Raw genomic sequence first — 16257 nt, forward strand, 5'->3', positions numbered from 1 at the left:
AATCTTAGAAATTCCCCTGAACCCAGCGTTTGAGACGCTCGAACACTGGCGCTTTCGGTTCATCGCTATAACTGCTACCGGAGCCGGAAAGGCCGGACAGCGAGATGCCGTCAGACTGCTTTTGCAGTCCGTACAGCAACAGGCCGACGCCGGTGGAGTAAATCGGGTTGCGAACCACGTCCGCGAGCCCCTTGATGCTGTGCGGCACGCCCAGGCGTACCGGCATGTGGAAGATTTCCTCGGCCAGTTCGACCGCGCCTTCCATTTTCGAGGTACCACCGGTCAGCACGATGCCGGCCGGGATCAGGTCTTCGTAGCCACTGCGACGCAGCTCGGCCTGGATCAGGGTGAACAGTTCGTCGTAACGCGGCTCGACCACTTCGGCCAGCGCCTGACGGGACAGTTCACGAGGTGGACGGTCGCCCACGCTTGGCACCTTGATGGTTTCGCCGGCACCGGCCAGCTTGGCCAGCGCGCAGGCGTAACGGATCTTGATTTCTTCGGCGTACTGGGTCGGCGTGCGCAGCGCCATGGCGATGTCGTTGGTGACCTGATCGCCCGCAATCGGGATCACGGCGGTATGACGGATCGCGCCTTCGGTGAAGATTGCGATGTCAGTGGTGCCGCCACCGATGTCGACCAGACAGACGCCCAGCTCTTTCTCGTCATCGGTCAGGACCGAATACGCCGAGGCCAGTTGCTCCAGGATGATGTCGTCGACTTCCAGGCCGCAGCGGCGCACGCACTTCTCGATGTTCTGAGCGGCGTTGACGGCGCAGGTGACCACGTGAACCTTGGCTTCCAGACGTACGCCGGACATGCCCAGAGGTTCGCGAACGCCTTCCTGGTTATCGATCACGTAATCCTGCGGCAGGGTGTGCAGCACGCGCTGGTCAGCCGGAATCGCCACGGCCTGGGCAGCGTCAAGAACGCGCTCCAGGTCGGCGGAGCTGACTTCACGGTCACGAATCGCCACGATGCCGTGGGAGTTCAGGCTGCGAATGTGGTTACCGGCGACGCCGACGAACGCCGAGTGAATGCGGCAACCAGCCATCAACTGCGCTTCTTCCACTGCGCGCTGAATCGATTGCACGGTCGACTCGATGTTCACCACCACGCCCTTCTTGAGGCCGCGCGACGGGTGGGTGCCGATACCGACGATTTCCAGCGTGCCATCAGCCGCGACTTCGCCTACCAGCGCCACCACCTTGGAGGTGCCGATATCCAATCCGACGATCATTTTGCCGCTTTGCACGTTTGCCATGGGTCCTGCCTCTTATCAATTCTTCGCGACGGCGGGTTTGTCCGTCGTTGGCGCTGGCGCCTGCTCGCGCCAACCGACGGCAAGGCCGTTGTTGTAACGCAGGTCGACTCGCGCAATGTTCGTGATCTGTTCTTTAAGCGTTTTTTCGTAGATGGCGATAAAGCGGCGCATCTTCTCAACCAGGTGGTCACGTCCCAGCAGCAGCTCCAGGCCTGGGCCTGCATTGCCTGCGCCGGTGGTCAGGAACCAGCTGCCTCGCTCGCGCAGTTCCAGACGAGCGATGGAGAAGCCCAGCGGGCGCAACATCTGACTCAAGACCTGGTACTGCTGCATCACCTGCTGTTGAGCCCGTTGTGGGCCGAACAACTGCGGAAGGTGTTCGTAGTTCGCCAGCTCGCGCGGCGTAAAAGCCTGGCCCTGGTTGTTCAGTAGGGCCTCGTCGCCCCAGCGCGCAACCGGCAGTTGTTCTTCCAGACGGATGACCACCTGATCCGGCCAGACGCGGCGGACTTCGGCGTGGGCGATCCATGGCATCTGCTCAAGCTCGGTGCGCATGCCGGCCAGATCGATGTTGAAGAAACTGGTCGCCACATACGGCGCAATGCGCTGCTGCACGGCCTGCTGGCTGATGTAGCTCAGGTCGCCCTGAACGTTGATCCGCGAGATCGGCCGGTCGGCGTAGGGCAACAGACGTTGGGCGGCTTCGTAGGTTCCGAAGCCAAACACCACCAGCAGCACTGGCCACATCAGGCTGCGCAGGAAACCGAAGCTCGGCCTGGGCATGCGCGCGGACAGAGGCTCTTTGGCCACCATCCGGCTTGCGCCGCGCGGCACCGGCTTGCGACCGGGAGCTGATTGCTGATGACGAAGCGTCGCGCCGTGCATGATTTACCCTCGCACCTGGACACTGTCGGCCAGAATCGCCAACACCAACTGTTTGAAATCGAGACCGGCAGCTGTCGCGGCCATCGGCACCAGACTGTGATCGGTCATGCCGGGCACGGTGTTGACTTCCAGAAGCCAGAACTTGCCCTCGGAATCCTGCATGACATCGGTGCGTGCCCAGCCGGCAATGCCGACCGCTTCGCACGCACGCGCCGTCAAGGCTTTGAGCTCCTGTTCTTTGCCTGCATCGAGGCCGCATGGAATCCGGTACTGAGTATCGGAAGCCAGGTACTTGGCGTCGTAATCGTAGAAACTGTGGGGAGTGCCCAGGCCGATGGGCGGCAAAACCTGCCCGCGCAGCGTGGCGACGGTGAACTCCGGACCTTGAATCCATTGTTCGACCAACACGTGTGAATCGTAGGCAGTGGCGGCGTTCCATGCGGCGATCAATTCGTCGACGCGGTTCACCTTGGCCATACCGATACTGGAACCTTCATGGGCGGGTTTGACGATCAAAGGAAAGCCCAGTTCCGTCGCGGCAGAAATACAATCCGCTTCACTGCTCAATACCGCATGCCGAGGCGTCGGCAGACCGAGGCTCTGCCACACCTGCTTGGTGCGCAGTTTGTCCATCGCCAGTGCTGAGGCCAGCACGCCGCTGCCGGTGTACGGGATGCCCAGGCATTCGAGCAGGCCCTGCATCGTACCGTCTTCACCGCCACGACCGTGCAATACGATGAACGCCCGGTCGATCTTTTGACTGACCAGCCGTTGCAGGAAATCGTCGCCCACATCGATACCGAACGCATCGACGCCCGCGCTCGTCAGTGCCTGAAGCACTGCATGGCCGGATTTGAGCGAAACCTCCCGTTCCGCGCTCTTGCCACCGAAGAGCACGGCTACGCGACCAAAGCTTTTCGGCTCCAGGGTCGAGAACAGGGAGGATTGCAGGGCGGCTGTCATTTCAGCTTACCTTCGGTTGAGGCCACGATTGCACCCGTGAACAGCGGGCTTTTCAGCAGTTGCGGAGCTAGGCCGCCGATGTCGCCGGCGCCCTGGCACAGCAGGATGTCGCCTGCGCGCAGCAGCGGCTTGACCAAGGGCGCCAGCTCGACGCCGCGCTCGATGTAGATCGGGTCCAGCTGCCCGCGCTGACGGATGCTGTGCGCCAGTTGACGGCTGTCGGCACCGGGAATCGGCTCTTCGCCCGCGGGATAGACTTCCATCAGCAGCAGCACATTGGCGTCGTTCAGCACCTGCACGAAATCGTCGTACAGGTCGCGGGTACGGCTGTAGCGATGCGGCTGGTACACCATGACCAACCGGCGATCCGGCCAGCCACCGCGCACGGCATTGATGACCGCCGCCACTTCACGCGGGTGGTGGCCGTAGTCGTCGACCAGCATCACGTTGCCGCCTTCGACCGGCAACTCGCCGTAGACCTGGAACCGACGCCCCACACCCTGGAAGCCTGACAGGCCCTGAACGATGGCCTCGTCGGTAATGCCTTCGTCAGTGGCGATGGCGATGGTCGCCAGCGAGTTGAGCACGTTATGGTTGCCCGGCATGTTCACCGACACGTCCAAGGGCTCGCGGTCGCGACGCAGCACGGTGAAGTGAGTGCGCATGCCTTCCTGACGCACATTGATGGCGCGCACGTCGGCGTCTTCGTTGAAGCCGTATGTCATGACCGGACGCTTGACCGCCGGCAGGATATCGCGCACGACCGGGTCGTCGGTGCACACCACGGCCAGTCCGTAAAACGGCAGGTTGTGCAGGAATTCGACGAAGGTTTTCTTCAGTTTGTTGAAGTCACCTTCGTAAGTCGCCATGTGATCGGCGTCGATGTTGGTGACCACCGCGACCAGCGGTTGCAGGTGCAGGAAACTGGCGTCGCTTTCGTCGGCTTCGGCGATCAGATAACGGCTGGTGCCAAGCTGAGCGTTGGTCCCGGCAGCGTTCAACCGGCCACCGATCACGAACGTCGGATCAAGACCTCCCGCCGCGAACACCGAAGCGATGAGGCTGGTGGTGGTGGTCTTGCCGTGGGTACCGGCGACGGCGATGCCGTGGCGATAGCGCATCAGCTCGGCGAGCATCTCGGCCCGTGGCACCACGGGGATGCGACGCTCGAGCGCGGTTGCCACTTCCGGGTTGGACGTGTTGACGGCACTGGAAACCACCAGCACGTCGGCGGTCGATGCATTTTCTGCGCGATGGCCGATGAAGATCTGCGCACCGAACGACTCGAGACGCTCGGTGACCGGCGACGCCTTGAGGTCGGAACCTGAAACGTCATAGCCCAGGTTCAACAACACTTCGGCAATCCCGCACATGCCCACGCCGCCGATGCCGACGAAGTGAATGCGACGAATACGGCGCATTTCCGGCTGCGGCATCGCACGTTGATTCTCAACCATGGGCCACCTCCAGACAGACATCGACGACGGTATTGGTGGCGTCCGGCTTGGCCAGCTGGCGTGCCGTGGTGGCCATGCGCTTCAATTGTTCGGGTTGCATCAAAACCTCTTTCAGGCGAGCGGCCATCTCGGCCGCGCCAGTTGTCGCTTGCGGCATCACGAAGGCAGCGCCTTCACGAGCCAGATATTCGGCATTGCGCGACTGGTGATCGTCGATCGCGTGGGGCAGCGGCACCAGCAACGACGGCAACCCGGCGGCAGCCAATTCACTGATGGTCAACGCACCTGCGCGGCACACCACCAGATCCGCCCAGCCATAGGCCTGGGCCATGTCCTTGATGAAGGGGGCGACCTGCGCCTCCACGCCCACCGCGCGATAACGCTCGGAAGTGACTTCATCGTGATTCCTGCCGGCCTGATGAAACACTTCAGGCCGTATTTCAACGGGCACCTGCGCCAGCGCCTCGGGCAGCAACTTGTTCAGCGGTTCGGCGCCAAGGCTTCCGCCCAGTACCAGCAAGCGCGGCTTGCGACCCATCAACGCCTGACGCGGCGTTTCAAAGAACAGTTCGGCACGCACCGGATTGCCGGTGGTGCGACGCTTTGCCGATGCGGCGAACGTCTGCGGAAATGCCTCGCAAACTCGGGCCGCAAAAGACGCCAGGCTGCGGTTGGCGGTCCCGGCAACGGCGTTCTGCTCGTGGATGATCAACGGCACACCTGAAAGCCTGGCTGCCAGCCCGCCGGGTCCCGTCACGTAACCACCGAAGCCGACCACACAAACAGGCTTGAGCTCGCGCACGATCTTGCGCGCCTGCCCCAGCGCCTTGAGCAACATGAAAGGTGCTTTGAGCAGCGACAAGCGCCCCTTGCCGCGCAGCCCCGTGACGTTGATCAGATGCAGCTGCAAGCCGGCCGCAGGCACCAGTTCGTTTTCGATGCCGCGTGGCGTGCCCAGCCAGTGCACGGTGTAACCACGTGCCTGGAATTCACGCGCGCAGGCCAGTGCCGGGAACACGTGTCCGCCCGTGCCGCCCGCCATGATCAACACATTACCGACGGCCATGGGCAGGCTCCTCGGCAAAGTCGCTTTCCTTGAATTCGGCTTCTTCGCTGCCCATGTTGTTGCGCGATTCCCATTCGATGCGCAGCAGCAGCCCGAGGCTTGCGCAGCAGATGATCAGCGAGCTGCCGCCGTAGCTGAGGAATGGCAGGGTCAGGCCCTTGGTCGGCAGCAGGCCGACGTTCACACCGATATTGATCAGAAACTGACCAATCCACAGGAACGCCAGACCGTACGCGGTGTATGCGGCGAAAAACTGCTTGGCGCGCTCTGCCCACATGCCGATGTACATGGCGCGAATACTGACAAACACGAACAGCGCGACCGTCGCCAGCGAACCTACGACACCCAGTTCTTCGGCCAGTACCGAGAACACGAAGTCAGTATGCGCTTCAGGCAGATAGAACTGCTTCTGTACGCTGTTGCCCAGACCGACGCCGAACCACTCGCCACGCCCGAATGCAATCAGTGCCTGGGTCAACTGGTAGCCCGAGCCGAACTGATCGGACCACGGGTCGGTGAAGGTGATCAGACGGGCCATACGATAAGGCTGCGCCTGAACCAGAACGAACACCGCGCCCACCGCCAATGCCACCATCAGGGCGAAGCGGAACAGACCGACGCCGCCCAGGAACAGCATCGCAGCGGCCGATCCCATCATCACGACCGTGGCCCCGAAGTCAGGCTCCATCAGCAACAGACCGGCCATCGGCAGCAGGACGATGAACGGCTTGAAGAAGCCCATCCAGCTCTCGCGAACTTCCTGCTGGCGGCGAATCAGATAGCCGGCAAGGAAAATCACCACGAAGACCTTGGCAATTTCCGAGGGCTGTACGTTGAACATGCCGAAGCCGATCCAGCGCATCGAACCGTTCACCTCGCGGCCGATGCCGGGCACGATCACCATGACCAACAGGCCGAAGGCGCCGATCAGCATCAGCCAGCCAAGGCGCTGCCAGGTCGCGACCGGCACCATCATCGTGGCGACGCACGCGCCGAGCCCCAACACCAGATAGATCAGATGGCGAGTCATCATGTACAGCGCGTTGCCCGATTGCACGGCCGCCACTTCCGACGACGCGGAGGTGATCATCACAAGGCCCAGCCCCAGCAGCGCCAGGCAGCCGGCGAGCATCGGGAAGTCCACATCGACGCCACGACCGCTGATGATCGGCGACGGGTAAGGCTTGATCACGCCAAAGATCATGACAAGTCCCTCGCGGCCCGAGCGAACAGGCGTCCGCGCTCTTCAAAATTCTTGAACATATCCAGGCTTGCACAGGCCGGGGACAGCAATACCGCGTCACCCTCCTGCGCCAGTTCGGCAGCACGTTGCACGGCTTCTTCCAATGTGGTGACGCGTACCAGGGGCACCGAATCGCCGAAGGTCGCGGCGAGCAGTTCAGCGTCGCGCCCCAGCAATACAACAGCCCGACAATGAGTGGCGACCGGGGCTTTCAGCGCAGAGAAATCAGCGCCCTTGCCGTCACCACCGGCGATCAGCACCAGCTTGCCGCTGATGTCCGCGCCCAGGCCTTCGATGGCTGCCAGCGCGGCACCGACGTTAGTGGCCTTGGAGTCGTCGTAGTAACCGACGCCGTTGCGGTCACGCACCCACTGGCAGCGATGCACGAGGCCGGCAAATGTGCGCAGGCTCGACAGCATCGCGTCGAACGGCAGGCCCGCCGCGTGTCCCAGCGCCAGCGCTGCGAGCGCATTGGCCTGATTGTGACTGCCGCGGATTTTCAGCTCACGGACCGGCATCAGGTTGTCGAACTGGAAGGCGAGGTATTTTTCGCCGTTCTCTTCTCGCAGACCAAAGCCGTTGATGTCAGGTTTGTTCAGACCAAAGGTCCAGCAAAGCACGCCTTCGCCGATCAATGGTCGGGACAGCGCGTCCTGACGATTGACCACCACTTGCCGCGCCCCACGGAAAATCCGGTGCTTGGCCAGGTGGTAGGCGGGCAGGCCGCTGTAGCGGTCCATGTGGTCTTCGCTGACGTTCAGGACGGTCGCTACTTCAGCACCCAGATGGTCGGTGGTTTCCAGCTGAAAACTCGACAGCTCCATCACGTACAGGTCGACGTCATCGCTGAGCAGATCCAGCGCAGGTACGCCCAGATTGCCGCCGACAGCCACTCGCTTGCCTGCCGCCGCTGCCATTTCGCCGACCAGGGTGGTCACGGTGCTCTTGGCGTTGGAACCAGTGATCGCGATGATCGGCGCCTTCGCGTTACGCGCGAAGAGTTCGATGTCGCCGGACAACTTCACGCCGCGCATCGCAGCCTGCTGCAGCGCAGGCGTCGCCAATGCCAGGCCGGGGCTGACGTACAGCTCGTCGGCACGGCAGAGGAATTCGACGTCCAGCTCACCACAACGCACTTCCAGTTGCGGGTAGTCACGGCGCAGGGTCGCAAGCTCTGGCGGATTCTCCCGCGTGTCGGCCACAGCAAACGCCACGCCCCGGCTCGCCAGAAAGCGAACCAGGGACATGCCGCTCTTGCCGAGGCCGACAACGATGCGGAAGTGGTCAGAAGCGATCAGTGACACTCGTTCTACCTCAGTTTCAACGTGGCAAGGCCGATCAACACGAGAATCACGGTGATGATCCAGAAACGGACGATCACGCGCGGCTCGGGCCAGCCTTTGAGTTCAAAGTGGTGATGAATCGGCGCCATGCGGAAAACGCGGCGGCCGGTCAATTTAAAGGATGCAACCTGAATGACGACTGACAGGGTCTCCATGACGAAGACGCCGCCCATGATGAACAGGACGATTTCCTGACGGACGATCACGGCGATGGTGCCCAAGGCGGCGCCCAGTGCCAGCGCGCCGACGTCGCCCATGAACACTTGAGCCGGATAGGTGTTGAACCACAGGAAACCCAGACCGGCACCGATCAGCGCGCCACAGAACACAATCAACTCACCTGCGCCCGGCACATAAGGGATCAGCAGGTACTCGGCAAACTTCACGTTACCGGACAGGTAGCAGAAGATTCCCAGTGCGCCGCCAACCATGACCGTCGGCATAATGGCCAGACCATCCAGGCCGTCGGTGAGGTTCACCGCGTTGCTGGACCCGACGATCACGAAATAGGTCAGGATCACGAAGCCGACGCCCAGCGCGATGCTGAAATCCTTGAACATCGGGATCAGCAGCGTGGTCTCGACTGGCGTTTGCGCAGTCATATAAAGGAAGAGCGCAGCGCCCAGGCCAAACACTGACTGCCAGAAGTATTTCCAGCGACTTGGCAGGCCTCTGGAGTTCTTCTCGATGACTTTGCGGTAATCATCGACCCAGCCGATGCCGCCAAAGAGCAACGTCACGATCAGCACGACCCACACATAGCGGTTGGTCAGGTCAGCCCAGAGCAACGTGGAAATGCCGATGGCGGACAGGATCAGCGCCCCGCCCATGGTGGGCGTGCCGGATTTGGACAGGTGCGATTGAGGTCCGTCGTTACGCACGGATTGGCCGATCTGTTTGTGCTGCAGGGCACGGATCATCCATGGGCCCAGGCACAGGGACAGCGACAATGCAGTGAGCACGCCGAGGATCCCGCGCAGGGTCAGGTACTGGAAGACCGCGAAGCCTTTGTAGAACTGTTGCAGATACTCGGCCAGCAGCAGCAGCATTAATGTTTCTCCGCCTTCAAGGGGTAAGTCTCGGTTGCGCAGAGAGCTGCCACGACGTTTTCCATCGCGGCACTGCGGGAACCTTTGATCAGAATGGTTGTGTTTTTATCGTGTTCGGCGCGCAGCGCCTCGATCAGCTCGGCCTGACTCGCAAAATGGCGGGCATCCTGCCCGAAAGCCTCGACGGCATGGGCCATCAGCGGACCGACGGCATACAGTGCGTCGACTTTGCCCGCAGCGTATTGGCCAACGTCGCGGTGGCCTTGCTCGGCCCAGTCGCCCAGTTCGCCGATATCACCGAGGACCAGCACCTTGCGGCCCGGGAATGCGGTCAAGATGTCAGTGGCGGCAGCGACGGACGTCGGGTTGGCGTTATAGGTGTCGTCGATCACGCGAATGCCGTTGGTCGCCAGTTGCGCGACGGTGCGGCCTTTGACCGGCTGCACGTTATTCAGGCCGTCGACGATCCCGGCCAGCGGTACATCCAGCGCGTGCGCGGCAGCGGCAGCGGCCAGCGCATTGGCAACGTTATGTGCGCCCAGCAGGTTCAACTGTACTTGCGCTGAACCGACCGGGCTGTGCAGCGTGAACGTCGGGCAACCGCGAGCGTCGATGCCCAGATCGCTGGCGTAAAAGTCAGCGCTGTTGTCCCGGGTCGAGAAGCTCAGGACCTTGCGGCCTTTGGCGCGGGCGACCCAGATGTCGAACGCTTTGTCGTCACGGTTCAACACCGCGACGCCGCGAGCGTCGAGCCCTTCGATGATTTCACCTTTGGCCTGAACGATCTTCTCTGGCCCGCCGAACTCGCCCACATGGGCGGTGCCGGCGTTGGTCAGCACGCAGACGTGAGGCTTGGTCAGGCTGACGGTGAACGCGATCTCGCCGATTCGCGAGGCACCCAGTTCGATCACCGCAGCGTCGAATTCCGGCGCCAGTTCCAGCAATGTCAGCGGCACGCCCAGTTCGTTATTCAGGTTGCCACGCGTCGCCAGAACCGGGCCACGGGTGCGCAGAATGCTCGCAAGCATTTCCTTGACGGTGGTCTTGCCGCTGGATCCCGTGATCGCCGCCACCGGCTTGTCGATGAAGGCATTGCGGTTCAGCGCACCCATCTGCGCCAGCGCCTTGCGCGTATCGCCGACGATCAGCTGCGGCAGTGAGCAGCCTGGCACTTCGCGCTCGACCAGCGCCCCGACGGCGCCTTTGGCTGCCACCTGATCGAGGTAATCATGACCGTCGAAACGCGGACCGGTGAGGGCAACGAACAGCTGCCCCGGATTGATCGCGCGGCTGTCGATGCTGACGCCGCTGAAGCTGACATCTTCGCCGATGCAACGGGCATCGAGCGGGACCAGCAATTCGCTGAACATAAGTGGCTTAAGCATGTGCAGCCTCCCATGCGTCCAGTGCCTTGGCGGCTTCTTCAAGATCGGAAAACGGATGACGCTGGCCATCGATTTCCTGGTAATCCTCATGCCCCTTGCCTGCCAGCACGATCACATCGGCGGCCTGGGCCTGCTCGATGATCCGGGCGATGGCAGTGGCGCGGCCTGCAACGAAATCGACGTTGTCAGCCGCGCTGAATCCTGCGCGGATGTCGTCGAAAATGCGCATCGCATCTTCAGTGCGCGGGTTGTCGTCGGTGACCAGAACCTTGTCGGCAAGACGCTCGACCACTTCGGCCATCAATGGACGCTTGCCGCGATCGCGATCGCCGCCGCAACCGAACAGGCAGGTCAGTTTGCCTTTGGCGTGAGGCCGCAGGGCCGCGAGGACTTTTTCCAGCGCGTCGGGCGTGTGCGCGTAGTCAACGACCACCAGGGGCCGAGATCCGCCACCCAGACGCTGCATCCGGCCAACCGGTCCTTCAAGACCCGGCAGCACTTTGAGGATGTCGTCCAGCGGGTAGTCCAGCCCCATCAACGCGCCGACCGCGGCGAGCACGTTGCTCAGGTTGAAGCGACCCAGCAGACTGCTGCGCAGCGCATGGTCACCCTGCGGCGTGACGAGCGTCGCGCGTACACCATCGTCATCGAAATGCGCATCGCGGCAGAACAGGTAAGCGCTGCTGTCTTCCTGGCTGTAGGTGATCAGCCGCGAGGCGTGTTGTTCGGCGGCCAGTTGCCGGCCGAATTCGTCATCCAGGTTGATCACGCGGCAACGCAGGTCATTCCACGCGAACAGCTTGGCCTTGGCCGCCGCGTAGGCTTCCATCGTGCCGTGGTAGTCCAGATGATCGCGGGACAGGTTCGTCATCACCGCGACGTCGAACGCCAGCGCAGTCACGCGCCCCTGATCCAGGCCGTGGGACGACACTTCCATGGCGATGGCCTTGGCACCGGCCTTCTTGAGGTCGTAAATGGTCGATTGCACGGAAATCGGATCAGGCGTGGTGTGGATGCCACTGTGCAGTTCACTGTAAAAACCGGTGCCCAGCGTTCCGATGATGCCGCAATGCTGTCCAAGCTGGTCCAGAGCCTGCGCCACCAATTGCGTCACACTGGTTTTTCCGTTAGTGCCGGTCACGCCGACCATGTCCAGGCTACGACTCGGGTCACCATAGAAGCGGCCGGCGATATCGGACAGCTGCGCCGCCAGATTCTTGACCGGAATCATCGGAATGTCCGTGATCGGCAGCACTTTGGCGCCTTCGACTTCGTAGGCGATGGCGGCAGCGCCATGGGCAATGGCGTCGGTGATGTGATCGCGACCGTCGACCTTGAAGCCCGGAATCGCGAGGAACAGATCGCCCGGGCGAACCTTGCGGCTGTCCAGGGTCAGTTCACGGATCAGCAGATCACGATCGCTCTGCGCGAAAATCTTGCTCAGGTTGAAAGACATCAGCCACGTCCTCCCTTGACTGGAACGACGAGCGGGGCCGCGTTGGCCTGTTGTTCCGGCGGAATCGGGCCAAGGTTGTCCGGGCGCACGTTCATCAGACGCAACGTACCGGACATCACTTTGCTGAACACTGGCGCCGACACCAGACCACCGAAGTAGCCGCCTTTGCTTGGCTCGTCGATGACCACGACGATCGCGTACCGCGGATTGCTCATCGGACCGAAGCCTGCGAACAGCGAACGGTAGGAGTTTTCGGCGTAGCCCTTGGTGCCCACGGAAGTCTTGCGCGCGGTACCCGACTTGCCGGCAACGTGATACGACGGCACCCGCGCACGATAGACGCCGCGTGGATCCTCGATCACCTGCTGCAGCATGCCCTGCAGGGTTTTGGCCGTGGTTTCCGGAATCGCCTGAACCGAATCCGACGGCTTGTCGGTCTTCAGAATAGTCAGCGGAACAATCTTGCCGTTGTTCGCCAGCGCCGAGTAAGCGTGTACCAGTTGCAATGCGGTCACCGACAACCCGTAGCCGTAGGACAGGGTCGCGGTTTCCGCCTTGCGCCACTCGCGGTAGTTCGGCAGGTTACCGACGCGCTCGCCCGGGAAGCCCAGACCGGTGTACTGTCCGAGTCCGACACGCTGCATGGCACGGAAGATGGCTTCGCCGCCCACATCGAACGCCACCTTGCTCATCCCCACGTTACTGGAGTTGATCAGGATGCCGGTCAGGTCGAGGATCGGGCCTTCGGTCTTGGTTACGTCACGAATGGTGTATTTGCCGATCTGCAGCGTGCCCGGATACACCTCGACCTTGTCGCTGGGCTTCCAGCGACCGCTGTCCAGTGCCGCTGTCATCGAAATCGGTTTCATGGTCGAGCCCGGCTCGAACACGTCAATGATCGCGCGGTTACGCATTGCCGCGGGCACCATGGTGCGGCGGTTGTTCGGGTTGTAGGTCGGCTGGTTGACCATCGCCAACACCTCGCCGGTCTTCACATCCATGATCACCAGGCTACCGGCCTTGGCGTCGTTTTCCTGAATGGCGTTGCGCAACTCGCGGGTCGCCAGGTATTGCAGGCGCAGATCAATAGACAAAGCCAAGGTCTTCCCGGCCTTGGCGTTTTTCTTCACTTGCAGGTCCTTGATCAACCTGCCGCGCCGATCCTTGATGACTTGCCGTTTGCCCGGCACCCCGGCGAGCCAGTCGTCGTAGGCGAGTTCGACACCTTCCCGGCCATGATCGTCCAGATCGGTGAAGCCGACCATGTGAGCAGTAACATCGCCTGCAGGATAGAAGCGACGGAATTCTTCCTTGCCGTAAACGCCCGGGACTTTCAGGTCGAGCACCGACTGGCCCTGCTCCGGTGTGAGACCCCGGACCAGATAAATGAATTCTTTGGTGGCCTGTTCGTTCAGGCGGTCGGTCAGCGACTTGGGGTCCTGTCCAAGCGCCTGGGCCAGCAAGCCCCACTTGCTCTTGTCGGCCTGCATTTCCGAAGGGTTGGCCCAGATGGTGGTCACCGGCGTACTCACGGCGAGCGGCTCGCCGTTGCGGTCGGTGATCAGGCCACGGTGTGCCGGAATCGAAACAGTACGCAGGCTGCGCGCATCGCCCTGCTCTATGAGGAAGCGATGATCGATGACTTGCAGGTCGACGATGCGGTAGGAAATCGCCAGCACCATGACCGACAGCAGGCCGACCACGACGCGGAACCGCCACGGGTAGAGAGCCCCTTCGAGTTTCATCATGGCGACACCATCCGGATGTCGGCAGCGTTAGGGATGCGCATCTTGAGCTGATCCGTGGCCAGCGCTTCGATACGGCTGTGCGCGGTCCAGGTGCTTTGCTCCAGAATCAACCGGCCCCACTCGGCCTGCGCCTTGTCGCGCACGCTCAGTTCAGCGTACAGCGAGTTGAGTAACTGACGGTTCCAGTGCGCGCTGTAGGAAACAGCGATCGCGGAAACCAGAACGGCGACGAACAGCAGCAGCATGAAGAAGCTGCCGCCCGGCAACGGCTTGAAGAATACGCGGCTCACCGTAGTTTCTCCGCAACACGCATCACTGCGCTGCGCGAGCGCGGGTTGGCACGTGTTTCTTCCTCGGAAGCGAACTGCGCCTTGCCGATCAACTTGATGCGCGGCTCGAAAGCCTGATGACGAATCGGCAGGTTGCGCGGCATGTTGTCCGCCTCACCTTTCACCAGTTTGCGCATGAACAGCTTGACGATGCGGTCTTCCAGCGAATGGAAACTGATCACGACCAGGCGTCCGCCCACCTCGAGCGCGTCGAGTGCCGCGTCGAGGCCGGCTTCAAGGTCGCCGAGTTCGTTATTGACGTGAATCCGCAGCCCCTGAAACGCGCGCGTTGCAGGGTTCTTGCCCTTTTCCCAGGCTGGATTGGCCACTTTCAGCACTTCGGCCAGATCGGCGGTGCGCTCGAAGGGCTGGGTTTCGCGACGAGCCACGACAGCGCCTGCCATGCGCTTGGCAAAACGCTCTTCGCCGTATTCCTTGAAAACGCGGGCGATCTCATCGGCGGGCGCGCTGTTGACGAACTCCGCAGCACTGATGCCACGGGTCGGATCCATGCGCATGTCCAGCGGGCCGTCATTCATGAAACTGAAACCGCGCTCGGCGTCGTCGAGTTGAGGCGAGGAAACGCCCAGGTCCAGCAGAATGCCGCTGACGTTCCCCGCAACGCCGCGTTCCAGAGCCTCGGCGCCCAATTCGGCAAAACTGCGCTGCACAATGACAAAGCGGCCGTCTTCGGCCGCCAGCGTTTGCCCTGTGGCAATCGCTTGAGGATCTTTATCGAATCCGAGAAGTCGGCCATCCGGCCCCAGGTGCTGCAATATAAGACGGCTGTGTCCACCGCGCCCGAAAGTGCCATCCATATAGCAGCCATCCGCGCGCACCGCGAGAGCCTCGACGGCTTCTTCGAGCAGTACGGTGATGTGGGTAAAGCCGCTATTCGTAGTCACAGGATCAAATCACGCAGTTCATCAGGCATCGCGCCCGGTTTTTGAATGGCCGCGAGGTCCGCATCAGCAAGTGCGTTCCAGGCGTCCTCATCCCACAATTGAAACTTGTTCAGCTGGCCTACCAGCATCACTCGCTTATCGAGCTTGGCGTACTCACGCAAACGGGGTGGCACAAGAAAACGGCCGCTGCCGTCCAGTTCCAGGTCAACCGCATTCCCGATCAACAGCCGCTGCAGACGACGGTTCTCTTCACGGAATGTGGCGAGCTCACGCAACTTGGCTTCGATCAATTCCCATTCCGGAAGCGGATAGATGCACAAGCATGGGTCGACAGTATCAATGGTTACGATCAACTGGCCGGCGCTACGCGAATCGAGCTCGTCACGGTACCGGCTCGGCATAGCGAGACGGCCCTTTGCGTCGAGATTGATTGCGTTTGCACCACGGAACACAGGCGCGATCTCCGAATATTATCTTTTTGCGCTCAAAAAACCCACTTCACGCCACTTTCCGCCACTCGCGCACACTATAGGAATGCGCCCACCACACCGTCAAGGCGACTTCTTAAGGAAAACCCTTACAGGACGGAGATTTAGGAGAGGTTATGCAGGAGTTTTAAAAAAAATCGGACAGTTCCTACGGATAATTCCGAGGATGAACAGAACGTTCAGCGCAGAACTTAAAGTGATTTATGAGGTTTAAGATTTTTTTGGCATTAAGCGGAGGGAGAAACGGTACAAACGAGGGGAGAAAAAAGGTGGAGAGTCGATCTGTAAGCCGGGTTCTGTCGAGGACAGTCATTCCTCTACGATGGCCATCACTGGACATCTTTAGCAACCTACCCGGTTCCAGCGCGGGCCACGCCTTGGAACCCTATTTGGTCTTGCTCCGAGTGGGGTTTACCTAGCCACGAACTGTTGCCAGACGTGCGGTGCGCTCTTACCGCACCTTTTCACCCTTACCGGCACCGAAGTGCTTAGGCGGTTATTTTCTGTGGCACTTTCCGTAGGCTCGCGCCCCCCAGGCGTTACCTGGCACTCCGCCCTATGGAGCCCGGACTTTCCTCCCCCCTTCATTGCGGAACAATGAAAGGCAGCGACTGTCCAATCGACTCTCCGCCGCCAAGGGTAATGGCAGGACGCTTCGAGAACAAGCTTTAATAAG

Annotated in this window: 14 protein-coding genes and 1 other RNA gene; all 15 read right to left on the bottom strand. The window is 61.4% G+C overall.

The features are described 5' to 3' along the window. Positions 1-4: 4 nt before the first annotated feature. The 15 genes from ftsA to rnpB all read right to left on the bottom strand — a co-directional run bounded on the left by ftsA (position 5) and on the right by rnpB (position 16208). On the bottom strand, positions 5-1264 hold the full coding sequence (gene ftsA / locus BMZ10_RS11745; protein WP_093461795.1) for a cell division protein FtsA: 1260 nt from the start codon (positions 1262-1264) through the stop codon (positions 5-7). A gap of 15 nt (positions 1265-1279) precedes the next feature. Beyond that, on the bottom strand, positions 1280-2149 hold the full coding sequence (locus BMZ10_RS11750) for a cell division protein FtsQ/DivIB (protein ID WP_093461798.1): 870 nt from the start codon (positions 2147-2149) through the stop codon (positions 1280-1282). Positions 2150-2152: 3 nt separating this feature from the next. Then, positions 2153-3112, bottom strand: a complete 960-nt coding sequence (locus tag BMZ10_RS11755) for a D-alanine--D-alanine ligase (protein WP_093461800.1) — start codon at positions 3110-3112, stop codon at positions 2153-2155. Next, positions 3109-4569, bottom strand: coding sequence for a UDP-N-acetylmuramate--L-alanine ligase (murC, locus tag BMZ10_RS11760; protein ID WP_093461803.1), 1461 nt, complete (start codon positions 4567-4569; stop codon positions 3109-3111). Before murC ends, BMZ10_RS11755 begins: the two co-directional genes overlap by 4 nt. Further along, the gene (murG, locus tag BMZ10_RS11765) at positions 4562-5635 is read right to left on the bottom strand and encodes an undecaprenyldiphospho-muramoylpentapeptide beta-N-acetylglucosaminyltransferase (protein ID WP_093461806.1); all 1074 of its coding nucleotides are present in this window, start codon (positions 5633-5635) and stop codon (positions 4562-4564) included. Before murG ends, murC begins: the two co-directional genes overlap by 8 nt. Beyond that, entirely contained in the window at positions 5622-6839 is a 1218-nt protein-coding gene (gene ftsW, locus BMZ10_RS11770) for a putative lipid II flippase FtsW (protein WP_093461809.1), read from the bottom strand. The genes murG and ftsW overlap by 14 nt, the downstream gene beginning before the upstream one ends. Continuing rightward, positions 6836-8182, bottom strand: a complete 1347-nt coding sequence (murD, locus tag BMZ10_RS11775) for a UDP-N-acetylmuramoyl-L-alanine--D-glutamate ligase (RefSeq protein WP_093461812.1) — start codon at positions 8180-8182, stop codon at positions 6836-6838. Before murD ends, ftsW begins: the two co-directional genes overlap by 4 nt. 5 nt (positions 8183-8187) lie before the next feature. Further along, on the bottom strand, positions 8188-9270 hold the full coding sequence (mraY, locus tag BMZ10_RS11780) for a phospho-N-acetylmuramoyl-pentapeptide-transferase (RefSeq protein ID WP_093461815.1): 1083 nt from the start codon (positions 9268-9270) through the stop codon (positions 8188-8190). Then, on the bottom strand, positions 9270-10655 hold the full coding sequence (murF, locus tag BMZ10_RS11785; RefSeq protein WP_093461818.1) for a UDP-N-acetylmuramoyl-tripeptide--D-alanyl-D-alanine ligase: 1386 nt from the start codon (positions 10653-10655) through the stop codon (positions 9270-9272). Before murF ends, mraY begins: the two co-directional genes overlap by 1 nt. Continuing rightward, positions 10648-12111 (bottom strand): UDP-N-acetylmuramoyl-L-alanyl-D-glutamate--2,6-diaminopimelate ligase, encoded by a 1464-nt coding sequence (locus tag BMZ10_RS11790; protein ID WP_093461820.1) that lies wholly within the window; start codon positions 12109-12111, stop codon positions 10648-10650. Before BMZ10_RS11790 ends, murF begins: the two co-directional genes overlap by 8 nt. Next, positions 12111-13859: a peptidoglycan D,D-transpeptidase FtsI family protein gene (locus BMZ10_RS11795; RefSeq protein WP_093461824.1), complete on the bottom strand. Its 1749-nt coding sequence runs from the start codon at positions 13857-13859 to the stop codon at positions 12111-12113. The genes BMZ10_RS11790 and BMZ10_RS11795 overlap by 1 nt, the downstream gene beginning before the upstream one ends. Then, positions 13856-14149: a cell division protein FtsL gene (gene ftsL / locus BMZ10_RS11800; RefSeq protein ID WP_093461826.1), complete on the bottom strand. Its 294-nt coding sequence runs from the start codon at positions 14147-14149 to the stop codon at positions 13856-13858. Before ftsL ends, BMZ10_RS11795 begins: the two co-directional genes overlap by 4 nt. Next, entirely contained in the window at positions 14146-15093 is a 948-nt protein-coding gene (rsmH, locus tag BMZ10_RS11805) for a 16S rRNA (cytosine(1402)-N(4))-methyltransferase RsmH (RefSeq protein WP_093461829.1), read from the bottom strand. Before rsmH ends, ftsL begins: the two co-directional genes overlap by 4 nt. After that, positions 15090-15545, bottom strand: coding sequence for a division/cell wall cluster transcriptional repressor MraZ (gene mraZ, locus BMZ10_RS11810; protein WP_037017349.1), 456 nt, complete (start codon positions 15543-15545; stop codon positions 15090-15092). The genes rsmH and mraZ overlap by 4 nt, the downstream gene beginning before the upstream one ends. Before the next feature lie 305 nt (positions 15546-15850). Beyond that, an RNA gene (rnpB, locus tag BMZ10_RS11815) (RNase P RNA component class A) lies at positions 15851-16208 on the bottom strand. Positions 16209-16257: the final 49 nt, after the last annotated feature.

It is taken from the genome of Pseudomonas sp. NFR16 (assembly GCF_900108875.1).
Lineage (GTDB): Bacteria > Pseudomonadota > Gammaproteobacteria > Pseudomonadales > Pseudomonadaceae > Aquipseudomonas.

What these genes read in the sequence shown, in the direction of transcription:
- BMZ10_RS11750 (WP_093461798.1), bottom strand. Translation starts at nt 2,149, where the DNA reads ATGCACGGCGCGACGCTTCGTCATCAGCAATCAGCTCCCGGTCGCAAG.
- BMZ10_RS11755 (WP_093461800.1), bottom strand. Translation starts at nt 3,112, where the DNA reads ATGACAGCCGCCCTGCAATCCTCCCTGTTCTCGACCCTGGAGCCGAAA.
- ftsW (WP_093461809.1), bottom strand. Translation starts at nt 6,839, where the DNA reads ATGATCTTTGGCGTGATCAAGCCTTACCCGTCGCCGATCATCAGCGGT.
- murC (WP_093461803.1), bottom strand. Translation starts at nt 4,569, where the DNA reads ATGGTTGAGAATCAACGTGCGATGCCGCAGCCGGAAATGCGCCGTATT.
- ftsA (WP_093461795.1), bottom strand. Translation starts at nt 1,264, where the DNA reads ATGGCAAACGTGCAAAGCGGCAAAATGATCGTCGGATTGGATATCGGC.
- murG (WP_093461806.1), bottom strand. Translation starts at nt 5,635, where the DNA reads ATGGCCGTCGGTAATGTGTTGATCATGGCGGGCGGCACGGGCGGACAC.
- murF (WP_093461818.1), bottom strand. Translation starts at nt 10,655, where the DNA reads ATGCTTAAGCCACTTATGTTCAGCGAATTGCTGGTCCCGCTCGATGCC.
- BMZ10_RS11790 (WP_093461820.1), bottom strand. Translation starts at nt 12,111, where the DNA reads ATGTCTTTCAACCTGAGCAAGATTTTCGCGCAGAGCGATCGTGATCTG.
- BMZ10_RS11795 (WP_093461824.1), bottom strand. Translation starts at nt 13,859, where the DNA reads ATGATGAAACTCGAAGGGGCTCTCTACCCGTGGCGGTTCCGCGTCGTG.
- mraY (WP_093461815.1), bottom strand. Translation starts at nt 9,270, where the DNA reads ATGCTGCTGCTGCTGGCCGAGTATCTGCAACAGTTCTACAAAGGCTTC.